Source organism: Lysobacter yananisis (assembly GCF_031199375.1).
In the GTDB taxonomy this organism is placed as follows: Bacteria; Pseudomonadota; Gammaproteobacteria; order Xanthomonadales; family Xanthomonadaceae; genus Lysobacter; species Lysobacter yananisis.
Genome location: NZ_CP133568.1, coordinates 1,441,482 through 1,461,663 on the forward strand (window position 1 = coordinate 1,441,482; position 20,182 = coordinate 1,461,663).

The following is a 20,182-nucleotide window of genomic DNA, read 5'->3' on the forward strand; positions in this document are numbered from 1 at the left end:
TTCTGACGTTACTAATGCCGCGACGAATCGACGATTTTTCCTTCGCGATGAATCACTTACGAAATCGCTTGTGAGCGCGTGCGCTCACAAGCGCGACGCCGCTCAAAACTTGCTATTTCCGCGCCCGCGGGCGAATTGCCGCATCGCACAATTTGTGCTTTAGTCGGGACACGCTCGGTTTCCAACGCTGCGGTGCGGACGAAAGTCCGCGCCAGCGGTGGACGGTCTCCGCGCCAAAGCCACCAGACTTAGCGACGTCGCCAACGCGACGCGCGTTGCGGACCCCACAGGAAGCGAACTCCAGGACACAGCCGAACGCCGGAACCCGACGCCATGCCGCGCGCCACGCGGCAGCGTCCCGACCGAGGCAGGACGAGCCGACACAACGCGCTGCGGTAGCGAGCTAGCGATCCACGGAACACCTTTCGTCCCGGAGATGCGATGCAAGCCAGGCAAGAATGTCCGAGCCTCCCGAACCGCGCGCGCGCGGAGTCGCAGGGGCTCTACGATCCCCGCGACGAGCGGGACAGCTGCGGTTTCGGGCTGATCGCGCAGCTCGACGATCGTCCCAGCCGCGCCCTGGTCGACCGCGCCCTGGAAGCGCTGTCGCGCATGACCCATCGCGGCGGCGTCGCCGCCGACGGCCTCAGCGGCGACGGCTGCGGCCTGCTGATCCGCCATCCCGACGCGTTCCTGCGCCTGATCGCGCGCGAAGCCAACATCCGCCCGGGCGCGCACTTCGCCGCCGGCCTGGTGTTCCTGCCGCACGACGCCGACGCCGCCGCGCGCGCGCGCGACACCCTCAACGACACCCTGCGCAGCGAAGGCATGCGGGTGACCGGCTGGCGCGTGGTGCCGACCAACCTGGACGCCTGCGGCGAACTCGCGCGCCAGACCATGCCGCGGATCGAGCAGGTGTTCGTCGACGCCGCCGCGCCGTTCGATCCGGCCGCGTTCCAGCGCTCGCTGTTCCTGGCCCGGCGCCGCGCCGAGCAGCGCCTGAGCGACGAGCGCGACTTCTATGTGGTGAGCCTGTCCTCGGCCAGCATCGGCTACAAGGGCATGGTCCTGCCGGACCGGCTGATGCAACTGTATCCGGACCTGCAACGACCCGAACTGGCCGCCAGCGCGGTGGTGTTCCACCAGCGCTTCTCCACCAACACCACGCCGCGCTGGCCGCTGGCGCAGCCGTTCCGCCTGCTCGCCCACAACGGCGAGATCAACACCATCGCCGGCAACCGCGCCTGGGCGCAGGCGCGCGCGCACGCCTGGCGCACGCCGAACCTGGACCTGCGCGAATTCGAGCACATCGTCAGCGTCGACGGCTCGGACTCGCAAAGCCTCGACAACATGCTGGAAGTGCTGCAGGCCGGCGGCATGGACCTGCTCAAGGCGATGCGCATCCTGATTCCGCCGGCGACCCAATCGCTCGAATACAAGGACGCCGACCTCGCCGCGTTCTACGAGTACTACGCGCTCAACACCGAGCCGTGGGACGGCCCGGCCGGCATCGTCACCTGCGACGGCCGCTACGCCGCCTGCACGCTCGACCGCAACGGCCTGCGCCCGGCGCGCTGGCTGCGCTCGCGCGACCGCCACTTCCTGATCGCCTCCGAAGCCGGCGTGTGGGAACTGCCGGCCGAGGAGATCGAAGCCAAGGGCAAGCTCGGCCCGGGCGAGATGATCGCCGTCGACCTGTACCAGGGCGAGCTGCTGGATTCGGAAGCCATCGACCGGGTCAACCGCGCGCGCGCGCCGTACAAGCGCTGGCTCAAGCAGGGCATGACCTACCTGCACAGCGAGCTGATCGATCCGAACCTGGCCGCCGAACCGTTCGACCACGAAACCCTCGCCGGCTTCCAGAAGCTGTTCCAGCTGACCCGCGAAGAGCGCGAGCAGGTGCTGCGCCCGCTGGCCGAGATCGAACAGGAAGCCACCGGCTCGATGGGCGACGACGTGCCGATGGCGGTGCTCTCGCAACAGGTGCGGCCGCTGTACGACCACTTCCGCCAGGCCTTCGCCCAGGTCACCAACCCGCCGATCGACCCGCTGCGCGAGGACTGCGTGATGTCGCTGGCGACCCAGATCGGGCGCGAGGGCAACATCTTCGTCGACGGGCCGAACAACGTCGGCCACATCCACCTCAACTCGCCGGTGCTGGCCCAGCGCAAGCTGCGCCAGCTGCTGGCGATGGCGCCCTACGACCAGTCGCACCGCTACATCGACCTCAACTACAGCGCCGAGGAAGGGCTGCAGGCGGCGCTGCGGCGGCTGTGCCGCGAGGCCGAGGACGCCACCCGCGAAGGCATCGTGCTGCTGATCGTCAGCGACCGCCGCCCGCGCCGCGACGCGCTGATGATGCACGCGCTGCTGGCCACCGGCGCGATCCACCAGCACCTGGTGCGGATCGGCCTGCGCTGCGAAGCCAACCTCATCATCGAGACCGGCACCGCGCGCGACCCGCACCACTTCGCCTGCCTGATCGGCTTCGGCGCGACCGCGGTGTATCCGTACCTGGCCTACCAGACCCTGCACGACCTGGGCGCGCGCGGCATCCTGCGCACCAAGCACGGCGAGGTCGCGCAGATCGGCCGCAGCTACCGCCGCGCGATCAAGAAGGGCCTGCTCAAGATCATCTCCAAGATGGGCATCGCCACCATCGGCAGCTACCGCGGCGCGCAGCTGTTCGAGATCATCGGCCTGGACCGTGAAGTCGTGGACCTGTGCTTCGCCGGCACGCCCTCGCGCATCAGCGGCGCCGGCTTCGCGCTGCTGCAGGGCGACGACGAAACCCTCGCCGACATCGCCTGGAATCCGAACCGGCTGCCGGAGATCGGCGGCCTGCTCAAGTACACGCCCGGCGGCGAGTACCACCTGTTCAACCCCGACGTGGTCACCCGCCTGCAGCGCGCGGTCGGCAGCGGCGAGTGGAGCGATTGGCAGCATTACGCCGAAGCGGTCAACGAACGCCCGACCGCGGCGCTGCGCGACCTGCTGGAACTCGAAGCCGACCCGGCGCGGGCGATTCCTCTGGAAGAAGTCGAACCCATCGAAGCCATCGTGCGCCGCTTCGACTCGGCCGCGATGAGCCTGGGCGCGCTGTCGCCGGAAGCGCACGAGGCGCTGGCGATCGCCATGAACCGGCTCGGCGGGCGCTCGAATTCCGGCGAAGGCGGCGAAGACCCGGCGCGCTACCGCAGCGACAAGGTCTCGAAGATCAAGCAGATCGCGTCGGGCCGCTTCGGCGTCACCCCGGAGTACCTGGTCAACGCCGAAGTGCTGCAGATCAAGGTCGCCCAGGGCGCCAAGCCCGGCGAAGGCGGCCAGCTGCCGGGGCACAAGGTCAACGAGCTGATCGCGCGGCTGCGCTACGCGATGCCGGGCATCGGCCTGATCTCGCCGCCGCCGCATCACGACATCTATTCGATCGAAGACTTGGCCCAGCTGATCCACGACCTGCGCCAGGTCAATCCGCAGGCGCTGATCTCGGTGAAGCTGGTCTCGCACGCCGGCGTGGGCACCATCGCCACCGGCGTGGCCAAGGCCGGCGCCGACCTGATCACCGTGTCCGGCCACGACGGCGGCACCGGCGCCAGCCCGCTGTCGTCGATCCGCTACGCCGGCACGCCGTGGGAACTGGGCTTGGCCGAGGCGCGCCAGGCGCTGATCGGCAACGACCTGCGCGAGCGGGTGATCCTGCAGACCGACGGCGGGCTCAAGAGCGGCCTGGACGTGGTCAAGGCGGCGCTGCTGGGCGCGGAGAGCTTCGGCTTCGGCACCGCGCCGATGATCGCGCTGGGCTGCAAGTACCTGCGCATCTGCCACCTCAACAACTGCGCCACCGGCGTGGCCACGCAGGACAACGCGCTGCGCCGCGACCATTTCACCGGCCTGCCCGAACGCGTGGAGAACTTCTTCCGCCTGCTGGCCGAGGAAGTGCGCCATTGGCTGGCGTCGCTGGGCGTGCGCACGCTCGGCGAAATCGTCGGCCGCACCGACCTGCTGCGCCAGCGCGACGGCGACAGCGTGCGCCAGCAGCGCCTGGACCTGTCGCCGCTGCTGGCCGGCTCGGGCCTGGCCCACGGCGGCCATTGCGGCATGCCGGCGCCGCCGGCCGAGCCCGAAGGCCTGGCGCTGCAGCTCGACACCGACCTGGCCGCGGCGATCGCGCACAAGGCCGGCGGCGAGTACAGCTACAAGATCCGCAACACCGACCGCAGCATCGGCGCGCGCCTGTCCGGGCGCATCGCCCGCGCCCACGGCGACCGCGGCATGAACGACGCGCCGCTGACCCTGCGTTTCCAGGGCACCGCCGGCCAGAGCTTCGGCGCGTTCCAGGCCGGCGGCCTGCAGTTCGAGCTCACCGGCGAGGCCAACGACTACGTCGGCAAGGGCATGGCCGGCGGCCGCATCGTGCTGCGCCCGCCCGCCGGCGCGCGCTACGCCGCGCACGAGACCCCGATCCTCGGCAACACCTGCCTGTACGGCGCCACCGGCGGCGAGCTCTACGCCGCCGGCCGCGCCGGCGAGCGTTTCGGCGTGCGCAACTCCGGCGCCACCGCGGTGGTGGAAGGCGCCGGCGATCACTGCTGCGAGTACATGACCGGCGGCGTGGTCGCGGTGCTCGGCCGCACCGGCCTGAACTTCGGCGCCGGCTTCACCGGCGGCATGGCCTACGTGCTCGATGTCGAGCGCGATTTCGTCGACCGCTACAACCACGAGCTGATCGACATCCTGCGCATCTCCGCGGATGGTTTCGAGCACCACCGCTCGCACCTGCACGACCTGCTGGAAACGCACGTGGCGCTGACCGGCAGCGCCTGGGCGCGGCGCATCCTCGACGAGATGCGCGATTACCTGGGCAAGTTCTGGCTGGTCAAGCCCAAGGCCGCGAGCCTGGAATCGCTGGCCGAAACCCTGCGGAGCGCGGCGTGATGGCGCGCGCGTCCGCTTTCGCCCATTCCGCTTTCACCCGTTCCGTTTGCGTCCGCGCCGCGTCGGCGACGCGGACGACGACACCTGCCGAGGCGACGACGATGATCCGAATTACCAGCGAACGCGGCCTTTCCCCGGTAAAACCGCTGGCATCGCCGCTGCGCAACGCCTCCATCGCCGTGTGTCGACAACGCCATCGAGTCCAGCAAGCATGAGCAAGAAGCCGGTCTTCCAATTCCGCGACGCCCCGCGCGAGATGCCCTCGCGCATTCCGCTGCAACTGCGCCTGGACGGCGACTGGGGCGAACTCTACGGCCGCTTCGCCGAAGTCGAAGCCAAGAAACAGGCCGGCCGTTGCCTGGATTGCGGCAACCCGTACTGCGGCTGGGCCTGCCCGCTGCACAACTACATTCCCAACTGGCTGGAGCTGGCGCGCGAAGGCCGCCTGCACGAAGCCGCCTCGCTGTGCCACGAGACCAATCCGCTGCCCGAAGTCTGCGGCCGGGTGTGCCCGCAAGACCGCTTGTGCGAAGGCAGCTGCACGCTCAACGACGGCTTCGGCGCGGTCACCATCGGCGCGGTCGAGAAGTACATCGTCGACAACGCGCTCGCCGACGGCTGGCGCCCCGACCTGTCCGCGGTGACCGCCAGCGGCCATCGCGTCGCCATCGTCGGCGCCGGCCCAGCCGGGCTGTCCTGCGCCGACCGCCTCGCCCGGGCCGGCATCCAGGCGGTGGTGTTCGATCGCTACGAACACATCGGCGGGTTGCTGCACTTCGGCATCCCCAGCTTCAAGCTGGAGAAGTCGGTGATGGCCACCCGTCGCGAGGTGCTCGAAGGCATGGGCGTGCAGTTCCGCCTCGGCGTCGAGATCGGCCGCGACATCGCCTTCGACGCGCTGGTCGCCGAGTTCGACGCGGTGTTCCTCGGCCTGGGCACCTATCGCTACACCGACGGCGGCCTGCCGGGCCAGGACCTGCGCAATGTGCTGCCGGCGCTGCCGTTCCTGGTCCAGAACGGGCGCATCGTCCACGGCGAGGGCGCGAACGCGAGTTCGGCGCCGATCGCCGGCTGGGAAGACCATATCGAACTGCCCGACCTGCGCGGCAAGCGGGTGATCGTGCTCGGCGGCGGCGACACCGGCATGGACTGCGTGCGCAGCGCGGTGCGGCTGGGCGCGGCCCAGGTCAGCTGCGTGTACCGCCGCGACGAAGCCAACATGCCCGGCTCGGCGCGCGAAGTCGCCAACGCGCGCGAGGAAGGCGTGCAGTTCCTGTTCAACCGCCAGCCGCTGGAGCTGATCGGCGACGGCGAAGCGGTCGGCGGCGTGCGCGTGGCCCAGACCCGGCTCGGCGCGCCCGACGCGCGCGGCCGGCAGCGCGCCGAGATCGTCGAAGGCAGCGAGGAGACGCTCGACGCCGACGTGGTGGTGATCGCGTTCGGCTTCCAGCCCGACCCGCCGGCGTGGCTGGCGCAGCAGGGCATCGAGTTGGCCGACAACGGCCGGATCAAGGTGCTGGCGACCAGCGAAAGCTGCGCGACCCGGCGCAAGACCGCGGCCGGGCTGCCGTACCAGACCGCCAACCCGAAGGTGTTCGCCGGCGGCGACGCGGTGCGCGGCGCCGATCTGGTGGTCACCGCGGCGTTCGAAGGCCGCGAGGCGGCGGCGGGGATCGTGTCGCTGCTGCGCGAGCGCGCGCCGCTGGCGGCCGCGCGCAACGAGAAATTGGCCAAGACCGGTTGAGCAAAGCGATGTGGGAGGGCCTTCAGGCCCGATGCTGTTCTTTCAGGCTGCAGCGATCTGGAACAAGAGCATCGGGCCTGAAGGCCCTCCCACTACAGCCGGGACTCAGCGCCCCGGGCCGACGTCGATGAAGCGCAGGAACTCGGCGCGGGTGCGCGCGTCGTCGCGGAACATGCCGAGCATCTTCGAGGTGATCATGCTGACGCCGCGCTTGTGCACGCCGCGCGTGGTCATGCACTCGTGCGCGCCTTCGACCACCACGCCGACGCCGAGCGGCTGCAGCACGTCCTGGATCGACTGGGCGATCTGCGCGGTCATCTTCTCCTGCACCTGGAAGCGGCGCGCGTAGGTCTCGACCACGCGCGCGAGCTTGCTGATGCCCACGACCTTGCCGCTGGGCAGGTAACCCACGTGCGCCTTGCCGATGATCGGCGCCATGTGGTGCTCGCAGTGGCTTTCGAACTCGATGTCGCGCAGCACGATCATCTCGTCGTAGCCGGCCACTTCCTCGAAGGTGCGCGCCAGGTATTCGCGCGGGTCGTCGTCGTAGCCGCTGAACCAGTCGCCGTAGGCGGTGACCACGCGCTTGGGCGTGTCGAGCAGGCCTTCGCGGCTCGGGTCCTCGCCGGCCCAGGCCAGCAGGGTGCGGACCGCGGCCTCGGCTTGCTCGCGGCTGGGCTTGTCGGGGGTGTCGGCCATGGGATGGGCCTTGTGTGCTTGGGGGACACGAATGCTATCAAGCCGGGCAAAGCGGCGGGAGGATGCGCGGCGCGGACGATCCGGGCTTCGGCAGGATCGGCAAGCCCGGGCGGCAGGCGGGAACGAGAGGGCGAAGGGAATGCGGGCAGCGGCGGGGCCGGCGCGCGCGCGGCCGCACCGTCCCGGCGACCCGTGCACGTCCCGCGCCGCTTATTCCAAAAAAAAGGTCGCCCCACTACGGGCGACCAGTCGGCTCCCCGGGGGAGAGAGCGCCGGGGGAGCGGTGGGCCGGTGCGCGTGATGTCAGCGCAGGGGCCGATCGAGCGCGTGGGGCAGGTTGCGTTCGATGTGGTGCCAACCGTCGCGCACCGCCTCGCGCGCTTCGGTCCAGTGCAGCCGCGAGGCGGCGCGGCAGTGGTTCCATTCGCGGGCCAGCGCTTCTTCGACCTCTTCGAAGCGCCGCCCGCCGCAATGCAGGTAACGGTCGTATCCGTAGCGATACGCCGGTTCGTAATCGGGCCATTCCCGGCCGGCGCTGTAGTACGGGGCGAAGCGGAACTCGCGATGGAAGTGCTCGCGGTACTCGCCCGGATCTATCGCCTGCACGAACGCCGCCGCGCCGACCTCCGTTTCGTCGTGATTGCTCATGGCTCGCATCGACTTGCTCATCTCCGTGGACCAAGCTAGGCCCTGGCCGATGCAATGCAGGTGAAGATCGGCGAGGCGGCTTAAGACGTTCAGCCTGGACGCGGCCAACGTCGATCGGACGTGGCCGTTGCGTTAGTTCTGCGTGAGGAACATAGCGCGCGGCCGTCGCAGCCGCCGCGACCGCCGCGCTCATTCGGCTTGCAGCACCACCGCCACGTCGCGGCCGCCGCCCTGGGCGGTGCTGACCGCGTTGCGCCCGGCCGCCGCGGCGTGGCGCAGGGCCAGCCGCGCGCGTTCGAACAACGCCGGCACGCTCTCGCCGCGTTGCGACATCGCCAGGCCGATGCTCACGCTCATCACGATCTCGTGGCTGTCGATGCGGAACGGGCGCTGGGCGAAGGTCTCGCCGATGCGTCGCGCCAGCATCTCGCTCTCGGCGCGCTCGCATTCGCTGACGATGCCGAAGCAGTCGCCGTCCATGCGCGCGATGGTGTCGTCCGGACGCAGCACCCCGCGCATGCGCGAGAGCGCCTGTTGCAGCAGCGCGTCGCCGACCGCGCGGCCGTAACGCGCGTTGACCTCGCCGAAGCCGTCCAGGTCGACCAGCAGCAGCGCGTAGTTGTTGACGTTGAGGCTGCCCGGCGACGACCAGGCCTGCAGCATCTGCTCCAGCACCTGGGCGTTGAGCGCGCCGGTCAGCGGATCGCGCTCGACCGACTGCCGCGCCAGCAGCACGATGCGGTGGCGGTTGGCGGCGTGCTGGCTCAACGCCAGCGCCAGCACCGCCGATTCCAGCACCGCGGTCAGCGCCAGCCCGCGCTCGGCCCACTCGGCGTCCTGCAGGCCGAGGATGTTGGCCGCCAGCGCCGCCGCCAGCACCAGCATCGGCGTCCAGCCCAGCAGGTAATAGCCCGCGTACGGCGCGCCCTTGCGCCAGGCCGCGACCGCGATCACCAGCATCAGCGGCACGCCCAGCAGCAACAGCGCGTTGCCGCCGATGTACCACCAGCCGTAGACGTGTTCGCGCAGCAGCAGCAACACCAGCAGCCAGACGATGTTGGCCCACTGCACGATCCGCAGCACCCAGGTGGTGCGCGGCATCAGCCGCGGCAGGTCGAGGAAGCGCACGCTGAAGCCGAGCTGGAAGATCGTCGCCAGGGTCGCCAGCGCCCAACCCACCGCCGGTTCGTTGGCCATGCCGGCCAGGCCCCACATTTCCGAGGCGTCGCCCGAGCGCAGCAACAGGTAGGTGGCCATGCACGCCAGGTAGGCGCCGTAGCCGAGGTAGACGAAGTCGCGGAACGCCACCCACACCCCGACCATGGCCACCGCCATCAGCATCATCGCGGTGAACGCGGCGGCCATGAAGCGCGCGTCGCCGCGCTCCTGCCGCGCCAGTTCGGGAATGGTGGCGAAGCTCAGGCGCATCTCGCTCATCGCCGCGCGGCCCTGGATGCGCACGTAGGCCACCGACGAGGTCGGCCAGCCGTTCGGCAGCGGCAGCACCCAGCCGCGCCGCATCAGCGGCACGCCGCCGTGTTCGGCGTCCTCGATCTCGCGCGCGCTGCTGACCCCGGGCGGGTAGTACAGCAGCGGCCCGGACGCGCGCAGCCCGCGCACCACCAGGATCTGGCCGTCGCCGGGCTTGATCGTGCGCTGGCTGGTCAGGCGCAGCCAATAGCCTTCCTCGCGCCGCGGCAGGCTGAAGCGGATGGCGTCGGTCGGGCGTTCGGCGACCAGACTGCGCAGCACCGGCGCGCCGACCGGCGGGGTCTGCAGGTCGGTCTCGGTGAGCAGTACGTCGACCTTGAGCGATTGCGCGGCCGCCGGCATGCCCGCCAGCAGCGCGCACAGCAACGCGATCGTCAGCGCCCACACCGCCTTGCGCATGTCCCGGCCCGCTCCCGCCTGCGAAGAGAACGTCGAAGTCTAGCCGCTGCGCGCGCGTGCGGGGCGGCGCTCGCGTGCCCGGCGCGTGCCGCGCGAGCGCGCGGCGCCCTGCTCACCGGCCCGGCGCGGCGGTACCAGCGGCGGCGAACGTCCGCGAACGTGCCGCCTGGCGCGATCAACGTTGGCGGATCGGCGCCTCAGCCGCCGCGATCGCTGCGCAACCGCCGCAGCCGCCGCTCGTTGCCGGCGGCGGCGCGCGCGGCCACCGCGCTGAAGCCGACGATGCCCAGCACCACGATCCCGGCCCCGGCCAGCGCCTGGCCGCGCGGCCACGCCTCGCCCAGCCACAGCGCGCCGATCGCGGTGGCGAAGACGATTTCCGCCGCCTGCATCGCCTCGGTCGCGGCCAGCGCGGTGGGATCGTTGCGGACCATGCCGGTGGCCTGGAAGAACAGGATCGTGGCGATCACCCCCGCGCCCAGCGCCACGCCCGCGGCCAGCCACGCCTGCGCGGCCGTCGGCGCGCCGGCCTCGACGCCGGCGTAGAGCGCGCTCGCCCACCACAGCGGCTGGCTCGCCAGGGTCATGCCGAACACCCGCTGGGTGGCGTTGAGTTCGATCCCGGCCCGCTCCAGGTGCAGCAGCAGGCCGCGGTTGCCGAGCGGATAAGCGAACGCGGCCACCGCCACGCAGATCAGCGCGATCCAGCCGGCGCGGTCGAGCCGGCCGCCGCCGTGGCCGAGCTGCATCAACAGCACGCCGGCGACGATGGCCGCGCCGACCAGCAGCGCCGGCAACGGCACGCGCGCGCGTTCGTCGCGATAGAGCAGCGGCGCGCACAGCATCCCGGCGATCACGGTCAGCTGGAACGTCGCGGCGACCAGCCACGACGGGCCGCTGGCGGCGGCGTAGCTCAGGCACAGGTAGAACAGGCCGAAGCCGACCGCGCTCCAGGCCAGCCACGGTCCCGGATGGGCGCGGATCGCGCGCCACACCGGCCCGATCCCGCCCTGCAGCGGCATCACCGCCAACAGCATCGGCAGGGTGAACAGGTAACGCAGCGACGCGGTCCAGGCCCAGTGCCCGCCGCCGTCGGCGGCGGCGCGGTTGAGTACGTAGGTGCAGGTGAAGAACAGCGCCGAGGCCAGCGCGATCAGCACCGCGTACAGCGCGTGCCGGCGCGCGCTCACGGCCGCTGGCGCACGCGGATGCTCGACGCCGGCACCTGCACTTCGTCGACCCCGCCGACCCGGATCGGCGTGCCCGGCTCCGGGCCCCAGGCGTGGGCGTAGACCACTTCCCAGGTCGCCGGCAGCTTGCCGTCGGCGCCGCGCAGCGGCTCGTAGGCCTGGGCGGCGCGGGCGAAGCGGGCGCGGCCGGTGAGGCTGCGGCGGCGGTCGACGCTGGCGTTGGTGGCGCCGAGCGTGCGCAGCTCGCGCATCAGGTGGCCGAGGTCGTCGTGGCCGAGCACGAATTCGTCGCGGTCCAGCACCGGGTTCTTGAAGCCGGCCGCGATCAGCGCGTCGCCGAACTGGGCGATCGAGGCGAACGGGCTCACGTGCGGCGCCGCATCGGCTTCGGCGAAGGCGCCGCGCAGTTCGAACAGGGTGTCCGGGCCGAAAGTCGAGACCAGCAACAGGCCGCCGGGCTTGAGCACGCGACGGAAACCGGCGAACACCGCCGGCAGGTCCTCGACCCATTGCAGGCACAGGTTGGAAAACAGCACATCGACGCTGGCGTCGCGCAGCGGCAGCGCGCGCGCGTCGGCGCAGACCGGATCGGGCCGGCGCGCGCCGCCGAGCAGGCGCGGGCGCCAGCCGCCTTCGCCGAAGCGGCCGCGCGCCTCGCGCAGCATCGGCAGGGCGAGGTCGAGCGCGATCACCTGCGCGCGCGGCCAGCGCTGCTGCATCGCCGCGCTGAGGTGGCCGGGGCCGCAGCCCACGTCGACGACCACGTCGGGCACGCGCTCGTCGAGGTAATCCAGGGTTTCGCTCAGGCGCGCGCCGACTTCGCGCTGCAGCGCGGCGGCCTGGTCGTAGCCGTGCGCGGCGCGCGAGAACGAGCGGCGCACTTGGCGGTGGTCGAACAGATCGGTCATGACGGGACTCGGTAATGCAGTGGGCTCACGGGGGCCGCGGCAATGCGGCGGGCCCGGAGCGGGTGGTTCACGGACGCGGGGTTCGAACGCGGGCGGCGCAACCGGCGCGTTCGCGCGAACGGCGCGCTGCGCCGGCGGCCGGGGCGACAGGCTGGGACGGGCGATGGCGCGACGACGGGTTCACGTGACGGGCTCAAGCGGTGGGTTCGAGGGGTGGGTTCGAGCGGCGGTTTCAAACGGCGACGGCCGGCGCGGGCGCTTGCGCCACGAACGCCTCGATCGCCGCGGCGACTTCGTCGGTGGCGCCGAGGAACGGCGCGTGGCCGGCGTTGGCGACGACCTCGCTGCGCGCCTGCGGCGCGAGCGCGGCCGCGGCCGGCATCGCCCCGGCCGGCACCAGCCGGTCGCGGCGTCCGGAGATCCACAGGCTCGGCACGCGCAGTCGCGGCAGCTCGGCGCGCACGTCGAATTCGTCCAGCAGCACCAGCCCTTCCTGCAGCGCGCGCGGTGCCGGATCGCCGCGTTCGAAGGCGAGCTGGCGCAGGTGGCGCAGTTCCTCCTGGGCCTTGGCCGAGCCCAGCGCTTCCAGCGCGAGGAATCCTTCCAGGGTGCCGCGGAAATCGCGCCCGAGCGCTTCGCCGAAATTGCGGAACAGGCTCGGCTGCACCCCGTGCGGCCAGTCGTCGCCGACCACGAAGCGCGGCGAGGACGCGATCAGGATCAAGCCGCGCACGCGGTCGGCATGGTCGAGCCCGGCGCGCAGCGCGACTTGGCCGCCGAGCGACCACCCCAGCCAGTGGGCGTCGGGAATGCGCTGCACCAGGTCGGCGGCGAGCGCCTTCGGATCCAGCGGCGTGGCGTCCTCGCGGGCGTAGCCGTGGCCCGGCAGATCGACCAGGTGCAGGGTGAAGGCCTCGCCCAGGCGCTCGACCAGCGGCGCGAACAGGCCGGCGTGCATGGCCCAGCCGTGGATCAGCGCCAGCGCCGGGCGGCCGCTGCCGGCGGGGGCGCCGGCGGTTTGGATGTACATGGAAAGTCCGTGTTGCTGCGTTGCGGTGCCGTCGGCGCTGGGCCGGGCGGCGCGAAAGCGGGTGTTGCCCGTCGTGCTGCTGGTCGTCCACGCGTCCGCGGGAACGACGGAGGGTGGGTACTGCCTGTAGTGCAGTTGCTATTGCTCGTCATCCCCGCCAACGCGGGGATCCAGAGACTTCAGCGTCATGCCTCGTTGAAGCCCTGGATGTTCGGCTCCGCCGAAGTAAAGCGGAGCCCGCCTTCGCGGGAGCGCCGAAAAAAACTTCGCGATTCACCGCCACATCGCTAGCGATGGCGCCGCCATGAGCCGCCTCAGCGCCCGGCCCCGACCGCCGCCATCGCCGCTTCGTCGGCGCGCTCGATCGCCACCCGCTCGGCCGCGCGCGCCAGCGCTTCGATCAGGCCGTCGACCTGTTCGCGCGTGTGCAGCGCCGAGAACGTCACCCGCAGCCGCGCGCGCCCTTCCGGCACGGTCGGCGGACGGATCGCCGCGACCCAGTAGCCCTGCTGCTCCAGCGCTTGCGCCATCGCCAGCGCGCGGCGGTCGTCGCCGCACATCACCGGCTGGATCGGCGTGCCCGAGGGCAGCAGTTCCAGGCCGAGCTGGATCGCGCGTTCGCGGAAGTGCGAGGTCAGGTCGGCCAGCTTCTCGCGCCGCCAATGGTCGTTGCGCGCCAGCTTGATCGCCGCGCGCGTGGCCGCGGCCTGCGCCGGCGGCAACGCGGTGGTGTACAGGTGGCTGCGCGCGGTTTCGGCCAGGTGCCCGATCAGTTCGGCGTCGCCGTGCAGCGCCGCGCCATAGCTGCCGAGCGCCTTGCCGAACGTCGCCAGCTGCAGCGGCACTTCCTGCACCGACAACCGCGCCGCGGCGACCGTGCCGCGCCCGTCCGGGCCGGTCACGCCGACGCCGTGGGCGTCGTCGACGTACAGCACCGCCTTCTGCGCGCGCGCCACCAGGGCCAGGTCGCGCAGCGGGGCGATGTCGCCATCCATGCTGAAGACGCCGTCGGTGGCCAGCATCGCCAGGCCGTCGGGGACGTTGCGCAGCTGGCGGATCGCGCCTTCGGGATCGGCGTGCGGATAGCGGCGCAAACGGCAGCCGGCCAGGCGCGCGGCGTCGATCAGGCTGGCGTGGTTGAGCCGGTCCTGCACGCACACGTCTTCCTCGCCGAGCAGGCCCTGCACCGCCGCCAGGTTGGCCATGAAGCCGCTGCCCATCAGCAAGGCCCGCGGCGATTCCAGCCAGTCGGCCAGCTCGCGCTCCAGCGCCTCGTGCTGGGCGTGATGGCCGCAGACCAGATGCGATGCGATGCCGCCGGTGCCCTCGCGCGAGGCCGCGTCCTGGAACGCGTTGATCACCGCGAAGTGCTGCGACAGGCCGAGGTAGTCGTTGCCGCAGAAATTGACCAGCGAACGCCCTTCGACTTCGCAGCGCGCGCCGTCGCGGTGGCTCACCGCGCGGTGGGTGCGGCTGCGCGCGGCCGCCACGCGCTGGGCTTGTGCGGCATGGACGCGGTCGCGCCAAAGGATTCGCTGGCTGCTCATGGCAGGTGGCTCCGCCGCTCAGGCGGCGCAGGTGTCGGCGGGAAGTGCCTCGTGGTCTTCAATACTCGCATGGACGGTGCCCGCGGTCTCCACGACCTGCATCGGCCGCAGGCCCAGGCGCGCGAACAGGGCGAGGTCGCGCTCGGTGTCCGGGTTGCCGGTGGTCAGCAGCTTCTCGCCGTAGAAGATCGAGTTGGCGCCGGCCAGGAAGCACAGCGCCTGCAGCTCGTCGCTCATCGATTCTCGACCGGCGGAGAGACGGACCATCGACTTGGGCATCATCAGGCGCGCAACCGCGATGGTGCGCACGAATTCGAACGGATCCAGCTCGGTGGTTCCGGCCAGCGGCGTGCCCTCGACCTGGACCAGGCGGTTGATCGGCACCGAATCGGGGTGCGCGGGCAGGTTGGCCAGGGTCTGCAGCAGGCCGGCGCGCTGCTCGCGCGACTCGCCCATGCCGACGATGCCGCCGCAGCAGGTCTTCATGCCGGCGTCGCGCACGTGCTCCAACGTGTCCAGGCGGTCCTGGAACTCGCGGGTGCGGATGATCTCGTTGTAGAACTCCGGCGCGGTGTCGAGATTGTGGTTGTAGTAGTCCAGGCCGGCGGCCTTGAGCTTTTGCGCCTGCTCGCCCGAGAGCATGCCCAGGGTGGCGCAGGTCTCCAGGCCGAGCGACTTCACCTCGCGGATCATCGCTGCGACCTTGGGGATGTCGCGGTCCTTCGGCGAGCGCCAGGCCGCGCCCATGCAGAAGCGCGAGGCGCCGGCGGCCTTGGCCTGCCTGGCCTTCTCCAGCACCGCCTCGGTGCTCATCAGCTTGGTCGCGTCGACGCCGGTGTGGTAGCGCTGGGCCTGCGGGCAGTAGGCGCAGTCTTCCGGGCAACCGCCGGTCTTGACCGACAGCAGGGTGCTGACCTGGACCTCGGCCGGATCGAAGTGGGCCTTGTGCACGCTCGCGGCGCGGTGCAGCAGCTCGGGGAAGGACAGGTCGAACAGCGCGCGGACCTCGGCGCGGGACCAGTCGTGACGCAGCGGGGTCGATTCGGGGGACATGTTGGGCACCGGGCTGGCTCCAGCGGACTGCACTGACGGCGGGCGAAAGGGAACCGGACGCGTCAGCGCGGCCGGAACGGGCAGTCTGGGAAGTGGCCGGGAGGCTGTCAACCAATATGGCGCGCACGCGGTTGACGGTGCGCGAAGCGACAGATGAGCGCATCTTGTCGGCAATTGTCTGCAGGTTGTGGCCGTTCGGCGCTTGTTCGATGCGCGATAGCATGTGTTGGGGCCACCGTCAGGACACGGACGACGGGCGGGCCCCGGCGCCAGCATCCCGGAACGACGTTCGCGGCGCCGTTTTCGCGACGACGGACCGATTGGGCAAGGCGGTCCGGGTACGCGCGGCCGGACGACGAGGCCGCTTAAACAGGCGGGGCTCGACTACAGCGATGCGCTGAGCCTGGCCTCGGCGATCGAATGCGGCCATGAAGCCGCCGCGCAGGGCGACGATCCGCGTAGCGGCGTGGCCTCGGCCGAGAGCCGAACAAAGCCGGCGACACCCGCGGGGACGGATCATCCCAGCCGGCTTGGCAGCCATCGCGCCTGAGCGGGAAGGACTTCAGTGCCGACGCCTTGAGCCCGGACACGGCGCCGACCCGCGAGCCGGCGCCGCGCCGGCGGAGCCCAGGGGCATTTCCCGGCCCGCCTCTCCGGCTTTCCCCGACCCAGCCACCGCTGCCGCGCCGATAACCCGCGCGCGCGCCATCGCGAACACTGCGCCCATGAATCCAGACACGTTCGCCCTCGCCTGCCCCGCCGGCTTCTGGTCGCGCCTGGGCTGGTCGCTGTGGCCCGCGCGCTGCCTGGCCTGCGCCGAACCCGGCCTGCCCGGCTGCGACCTGTGCGCGACTTGCTGGACGCATTGGCCGCGCACCGGACGCAGTTGCCTGGGATGCGCGATGCCGCTGCCGGTGGACGTGGCCGGCGAAACCGAGGTCGCGGTCGCCAGAGTCCACGACGGCGGGAGCGACGCAGACCGCGGGGCGGCTCTTGATGCGGGTCCTAATATAGCGCTCGATGCGAACCTCGATACCGACCTCGAAGCCGATCGCTGGCATCCAGCCGATTCCGCACCGCGCGCCGCCGATATGCCCCGCGACCGCTGCGGCGCCTGCCGCAATCGCGCATCGCCCTTGCACGAAGTGCGCGCCGCGGCGTTCTATCGCGCACCGCTCGACCGCCTGCTGCCGCGCTTCAAATTCCATCGCGACCTCGCCGCCGGCCGCTTGCTGGCATCGACCATGGCGGCGGCATTCGCGCCGCGCGCGGCCAGCTTGCTCGCGAACGGCGCGGCCGCAACCCCACGGCAGTCCGCCGCGCAGGCCAGCGAACGCCCGAACGCGCGCCGCGCCACTGGCGAACCGGGCCGCCGGACCGCGACAACCGCTGCGCGCGACACACCGACCTTGGTGCCGATCCCACTGCACCGCGGCCGCCTGCGCGAACGCGGCTACGACCAGGCGTTGGAACTGGCCCGCCCGCTGTCGCGGCGCCTGGGCCTGGCCTTGTGCGCCACCGGCCTGCATCGCCTCCGCGCCACCCCGGCGCAATCGCGCCTGGACGCCGCCCAACGCCGGCGCAACCTGCGCGATGCCTTCGCCTGGACCGGCGCCGCCGCGCCACCGATGCACGCGATCCTCATCGACGACGTGATGACCACCGGCGCCACGCTGCACGCCGCCGCGCTGGCGCTGCGACGCGCCGGAGCGCAACGGGTCGATGCCTGGGTCTGCGCGCGCACACTCTAGAGAAGGCCGGCGGGAAAGGTCCGGGGCTTGGGCGTATCGCGCAGCGACCTGGAACAAAAGCGTCGGGCCTGAAGGCCCTCCCACTGCATCGAAAGCATCGAGGCATGAAGCCCTCCCATGCATCGAAAGCATTGGAAGCTCAGGCCATTCTGGTGCATCGAAAGCACCGGAGTCTCAGGCCATTCCGGGGCGTCGAAAGCATCGGAGGCCCAGGCCATCCCGGCATATGGAAAGCGTCGAGGCATGAAGCCTCCCTGCCGCATTGAGAGCACCGAGGCTGAAAGGCGCTCCCATTGCGCCGAAAGCATCGGGACTGAAAGCAATCGCCTGCCTGGAAAACAGTAGGGCCCGAAGATCCTCCCATCGCTTGTGTGGGAGTGCCTTCAGGCCCGACGCTTGCCGATCCGCCGCGACACGCTCGCGCTATCGCGCCCCGTTTGCCGATCCGTATCGGCAAACCGGCTCCGCCTTCATCCTTGAGCGAAGCCCTTCAGGCCCGACGCCTTCAATCGACCGCAGCGCGGCTTCGACCCGCGCGGAGCCGAAAACGTCGGGACTCAAGAGCCTCCCCCTGCTCCGCGCGTCGCGCCTCCTGCGCGACGCGCGGCCCCCTTGCCATCCATGGCCATCCATAGCCGTTCACGCCCTTCCGTGGCCTGGCGCAAGCCTCGCCGTCCGTGGCGCCTCCCCGGTGACGGCGTCCCTGCCGTCACGCGCGCCATCCCGGGCGCATCCCCGATTCCGATCGCCCGCCGTCCCTGGCGGTGCTCCCTGCGCCGCGCCTCCTGGCGCGCCTGATCGAATCGAGCGGGTTCGCTTGGCCGACGTTCCCTGCCGTGGCCGGAGCCCGGCATCGCAAGTTCTCCACCGACGAGGATGCTTTGTCGCTTGCGATGCATTCCCTGGCCCCCGGTCCGCTCCCTCCTTGAGCGTGTGCTGCCGGCTGGATGTCCCTTCCCTGCCGCAGGCCGCCATTGTCGCCAATGCAGGTCTCCTACATTGAGACCTGGAGGCGCAGCGACGGCTTGCATCGACCGGAACGCCGCGTGGAAGCGGACGCGGCCTCCTTGCCGGTCCCGCCGCCGCAAGCGCGGCGGCGTCTCCACGGCGCACAGCATCGCGCGCCGCGGCCGACCGCGTCAGTCGGCGGTCGGCGCGCGCGCGGGTAGGATTTTTCCGCTTGCGCGAACGCGCGCTTTGCGCTTATGGCATGACCGGCGGGTGATAGGTCAGGGTCAGCCCGAGCAGCCACAGCAAGCCCAGCACCAGCGGGATGTGCACCAGCAGCTGGATGAAGGTGAAGCCGACGATGTCGCGCGCCTTCAAGCCGAGCACGCCCAGCAACGGCAGCATCCAGAACGGATTGATCAGGTTCGGCAGCGCCTCGGCCGCGTTGTACACCTGCACCGCCCAGCCCAGGTGCACCTGCAGGTCGTTGGCGGCCTGCATCACGTACGGCGCCTCGATGATCCACTTGCCGCCGCCGGACGGCACGAAGAAGCCGAGCACGGCCGAGTACACGCCCATCACCAGGGTGAAGGTGTCGGTGCTGGCGATGTGCACGAACACGCTCGACAGATGGTGCGCCAGGGTCTGGCCGTCGGCGCCCTTGGCCGCGGTCAGCAGGCTGGCGATGCCGCCGTAGAGCGGGAACTGGATCAGCACGCCGCCGGTGCTCGGCACCGCGCGCGCGACCGCGTTGAGGAAACTGCGCGGACGCCAGTGCAGCAGCAGGCCGACGGTGAGGAACAGGAAGTTGTAGGTGTTGAGGCTGGCGATCGCGGTGACCAGCGGCTTCTGGCCGAATTCGTAAGCCAGCCAGCCCAGGCTCAGCGCGGCCAGCAGCACGGTGATCAGCGGGCTGTATTCGAGCCATTCGCCCGGACGCGTGCGCGGCGGCAGCGCCGCCGCGTGGCGCTCGTCGGCGGCGAGGCGGTCGGCGCCTTCGAACTCGTTCGCGCGCTTGACCGAGGCCCCGCGCGGCGCGGTGACGAAGCACACCAGCAGCGAGACCGCGATCAACGCCGCGGTCAGCGCGATCGACTGCCACAGGAAGATGGTTTCGCTGAAAGGCAGCACGCCGGTGATCGCGAGCAGGCCGGGCGGCATGCTCGCCGGATTGGCCTGGAGCTGCGCGGCTGAGGAGCTCAGGCCCATCGCCCACACCGCGCCCAGGCCGAGGTAGGCCGCGGCGCCGGCGGCGCGGTAATCCATGTCCAGATCCTCGCGCCGCGCCAGCGCGCGCACCAGCAGGCCGCCGAACACCAGCGAGAAGCCCCAGCTCAGCAGCGAGGTCAGCATGCTGACCAGGGCGACGTAGCAGACCGCGCCACGGCCGCTGCGCGGGAAACGCGCCAGCGCGTCGATCAGCCGCGCCACCGCCGGCGCGGTGGCGACGACATAGCCGCCGATCACCACGAACGCCATCTGCATGGTGAACGGGATGAGGCTCCAGTAGCCGTCGCCGAACGCGGCCGCGGTGGCGGTCGGCGTGGCGCCGAAGGCCAACGCGGCGACCGCGACCACGACCACGCCGAGCGCGGCGAACACATAGGCATCGGGAAACCAGCGTTCGGCCCAGGCGGCGCTGCGCAGGGCGAAGCGGGCGAGCGGACCGTCGGCGACGGGGGCGGCTGCGTTCATGGCGGTGCGGAGTCCTGCGATGGCTGGGGCATTGTCCGAGCGCGGAAGGCCCGGGCCACTTGGACTTTAGTCGGAATCGCGCGCCGGCGCGGCGCCGCCGGGCGATGCGGCGACGAGGTTGTCGTCCGCCGCGACGATGCGGCG

13 protein-coding genes and 2 pseudogenes are annotated in these 20,182 nt (G+C 71.2%); 5 read left to right on the forward strand and 10 right to left on the reverse strand.

Annotated elements, in window-relative coordinates; translation table 11 throughout:
* The first annotated feature begins 441 nt into the window (after positions 1-441).
* Positions 442-4,935: a glutamate synthase large subunit gene (gene gltB / locus RDV84_RS06140; RefSeq protein WP_309152788.1), complete on the forward strand. Its 4,494-nt coding sequence runs from the start codon at positions 442-444 to the stop codon at positions 4,933-4,935.
* Between the two features lie 211 nt (positions 4,936-5,146).
* Positions 5,147-6,679 carry an FAD-dependent oxidoreductase gene (locus RDV84_RS06145; RefSeq protein WP_309152789.1) on the forward strand — a complete coding sequence of 511 codons (1,533 nt, stop codon included), beginning with the start codon at positions 5,147-5,149 and terminating at the stop codon, positions 6,677-6,679.
* 42 nt (positions 6,680-6,721) lie between these two features.
* Here the strand turns inward: RDV84_RS06145 and RDV84_RS25910 are convergent, their stop codons facing one another.
* The 9 genes from RDV84_RS25910 to bioB all read right to left on the reverse strand — a co-directional run bounded on the left by RDV84_RS25910 (position 6,722) and on the right by bioB (position 15,644).
* Positions 6,722-6,772 carry a DUF6053 domain-containing protein gene (locus RDV84_RS25910; protein ID WP_425606447.1) on the reverse strand — a complete coding sequence of 17 codons (51 nt, stop codon included), beginning with the start codon at positions 6,770-6,772 and terminating at the stop codon, positions 6,722-6,724.
* 12 nt (positions 6,773-6,784) lie between these two features.
* Positions 6,785-7,378 (reverse strand): GTP cyclohydrolase I FolE, encoded by a 594-nt coding sequence (gene folE, locus RDV84_RS06150; RefSeq protein ID WP_057945772.1) that lies wholly within the window; start codon positions 7,376-7,378, stop codon positions 6,785-6,787.
* A gap of 303 nt (positions 7,379-7,681) precedes the next feature.
* Positions 7,682-8,026: a hypothetical protein gene (locus RDV84_RS06155; RefSeq protein WP_123645902.1), complete on the reverse strand. Its 345-nt coding sequence runs from the start codon at positions 8,024-8,026 to the stop codon at positions 7,682-7,684.
* Positions 8,027-8,215: 189 nt separating this feature from the next.
* The gene (locus RDV84_RS06160) at positions 8,216-9,916 is read right to left on the reverse strand and encodes a sensor domain-containing diguanylate cyclase (protein ID WP_057945770.1); all 1,701 of its coding nucleotides are present in this window, start codon (positions 9,914-9,916) and stop codon (positions 8,216-8,218) included.
* A 197-nt stretch (positions 9,917-10,113) separates the two neighbouring features.
* Complete coding sequence (locus tag RDV84_RS06165; RefSeq protein ID WP_057945769.1) at positions 10,114-11,106, reverse strand: multidrug resistance efflux transporter family protein; 993 nt, start codon at positions 11,104-11,106, stop codon at positions 10,114-10,116.
* Complete coding sequence (bioC, locus tag RDV84_RS06170) at positions 11,103-12,014, reverse strand: malonyl-ACP O-methyltransferase BioC (protein ID WP_309152790.1); 912 nt, start codon at positions 12,012-12,014, stop codon at positions 11,103-11,105. The genes RDV84_RS06165 and bioC overlap by 4 nt, the downstream gene beginning before the upstream one ends.
* Positions 12,015-12,246: 232 nt before the next feature.
* Complete coding sequence (gene bioH, locus RDV84_RS06175) at positions 12,247-13,044, reverse strand: pimeloyl-ACP methyl ester esterase BioH (RefSeq protein WP_309152791.1); 798 nt, start codon at positions 13,042-13,044, stop codon at positions 12,247-12,249.
* Positions 13,045-13,358: 314 nt separating this feature from the next.
* Positions 13,359-14,591, reverse strand: coding sequence for an 8-amino-7-oxononanoate synthase (bioF, locus tag RDV84_RS06180; protein WP_309152792.1), 1,233 nt, complete (start codon positions 14,589-14,591; stop codon positions 13,359-13,361).
* 18 nt (positions 14,592-14,609) lie between these two features.
* On the reverse strand, positions 14,610-15,644 hold the full coding sequence (bioB, locus tag RDV84_RS06185) for a biotin synthase BioB (protein ID WP_425606299.1): 1,035 nt from the start codon (positions 15,642-15,644) through the stop codon (positions 14,610-14,612).
* 725 nt (positions 15,645-16,369) lie between these two features.
* On the opposite strand from bioB, the pseudogene RDV84_RS06190 reads away from it, so the two are divergent.
* The 3 genes and pseudogenes from RDV84_RS06190 to RDV84_RS25920 form a co-directional block, all read left to right on the forward strand.
* Positions 16,370-16,549: pseudogene (locus RDV84_RS06190) on the forward strand (hypothetical protein); the annotation flags it as partial.
* A gap of 201 nt (positions 16,550-16,750) precedes the next feature.
* Positions 16,751-17,395: pseudogene (locus RDV84_RS25915) on the forward strand (ComF family protein); the annotation flags it as partial.
* A complete protein-coding gene (locus RDV84_RS25920) occupies positions 17,367-17,642 on the forward strand; it encodes a DUF6053 domain-containing protein (protein ID WP_425606298.1) in 276 nt (91 codons plus the stop codon). The pseudogene RDV84_RS25915 and the gene RDV84_RS25920, both read left to right, overlap by 29 nt.
* 956 nt (positions 17,643-18,598) lie before the next feature.
* Here the strand turns inward: RDV84_RS25920 and RDV84_RS06205 are convergent.
* Positions 18,599-20,038: a short-chain fatty acid transporter gene (locus RDV84_RS06205; protein WP_309152793.1), complete on the reverse strand. Its 1,440-nt coding sequence runs from the start codon at positions 20,036-20,038 to the stop codon at positions 18,599-18,601.
* Positions 20,039-20,182: the final 144 nt, after the last annotated feature.